Here is a 1,300-nt window from a genome sequence, read left to right on the forward strand (position 1 = left end):
ATCGTCGCCCAGAGCGGCGCGACGGCGGCCAATATCCGCTTCGCCATGCATTCGCGGGAAATCGCAGTCTCCTACGTCATCGCCACCGGCAACGAAGCGGTGATCGCCGCCGAGGACCTGGTCGGCTGGCTGATCGAGGACAAGGACAACGCCGCCGTCGCGGTCTATGTCGAACAGGTCAAGAACCCGCAAAAGTTCCTCACTGTGGCGCGGCGCGCCCGCGAACTAGGCAAGCCGATCGTCATGCTGCATCCGGGCTCCAGCGAGCGCGGCAAACAGGCGGCGCAATCCCATACCGGCGCGCTTGCCGGCGACCATGCGCTGATGCAGACGGCCGTGCGCAACGAGGCCGTTGCGCTGGTCGAGACCACCGACGAGCTGTTCGACGTCACCGCCATCCTGGCGCGCTACCCGTCGCCGCCACCGGGCGAGGCGGGCATCGTCACCAATTCCGGCGCCATCCGCGGCCTCTGCTTCGACTTCTGCGAACGCGTCGGCCTGCCGATCGCGACGCTGTCGGACGAGGTGCATGCCGAGCTTGCAACACAAGTGCCGCCTTACGTCCATGTCGACAACCCGTTCGACATCGGCACGACCGGCTTCTCCAATCCCGGTATTTTCGGAACGTCCACGACATCCATGCTGAAGGATCCCGGCGTGGGCATTGTCTTCCTGTCGCATGCCGGCGGCTCGCCGCCGATGCAGATCAAGAAGTCGGACGCGATCATCCCGGTCGCCGCGACCGCGACAAAGCCGGTCATCCTCAACATCGTCGGCGACGACTACCCGCTGGATCCGACCTTCATGAAGGCGGTGCGCGACAGCGGCATTCCGTTCTTCCGCTCGCCGGAACGCGCCATGCGCGCCATGGCAGTGGTGATGAATTATGCGGCTGCGCTCGCCGCCACCAAGGACCGCGCCCCGGAAGGCGAACGGATCGCCAAGCTGCCACCGTCCGGCCTCGTGGTCGAGTATGAGGGCAAGCGGATCCTTACCGATCTCGGCATCCACATCCCGAAGGGCGCTTTGGCGAAGTCCGCCGACGAAGCCGCGACGATCGCAGCCGATGTCGGTTATCCGGTGGTCATGAAGGCGCAGGCGGCCGAACTCGCCCACAAGAGCGATGTCGGCGGCGTCATCGTCAATATCACCGACGAGCCGGCGCTGCGGGCGGCGCATGAAAAGATGTATGCCAGCATTGCCAGGCACAAGCCGGGCCTCAAGCTCGACGGCGTGCTGATCGAGGGCATGGCGCGCCAGGGCCTCGAAATGGTGGTCGGCGCCAAGCGCGATCCGCAAT

At 65.6% G+C, this 1,300-nt stretch carries 1 protein-coding gene; it reads left to right on the forward strand.

Annotation, left to right across the window (positions count from 1 at the left end; genetic code table 11):
* Nucleotides 1-1,300, forward strand: a 1,300-nt coding sequence (locus MOV61_RS29955) for an acetate--CoA ligase family protein (RefSeq protein WP_247139183.1), incomplete at both ends; no start/stop codon positions are given.

It is taken from the genome of Neorhizobium sp. BETTINA12A (genome assembly GCF_023006485.1).
Classification (GTDB): Bacteria; Pseudomonadota; Alphaproteobacteria; order Rhizobiales; family Rhizobiaceae; genus Neorhizobium.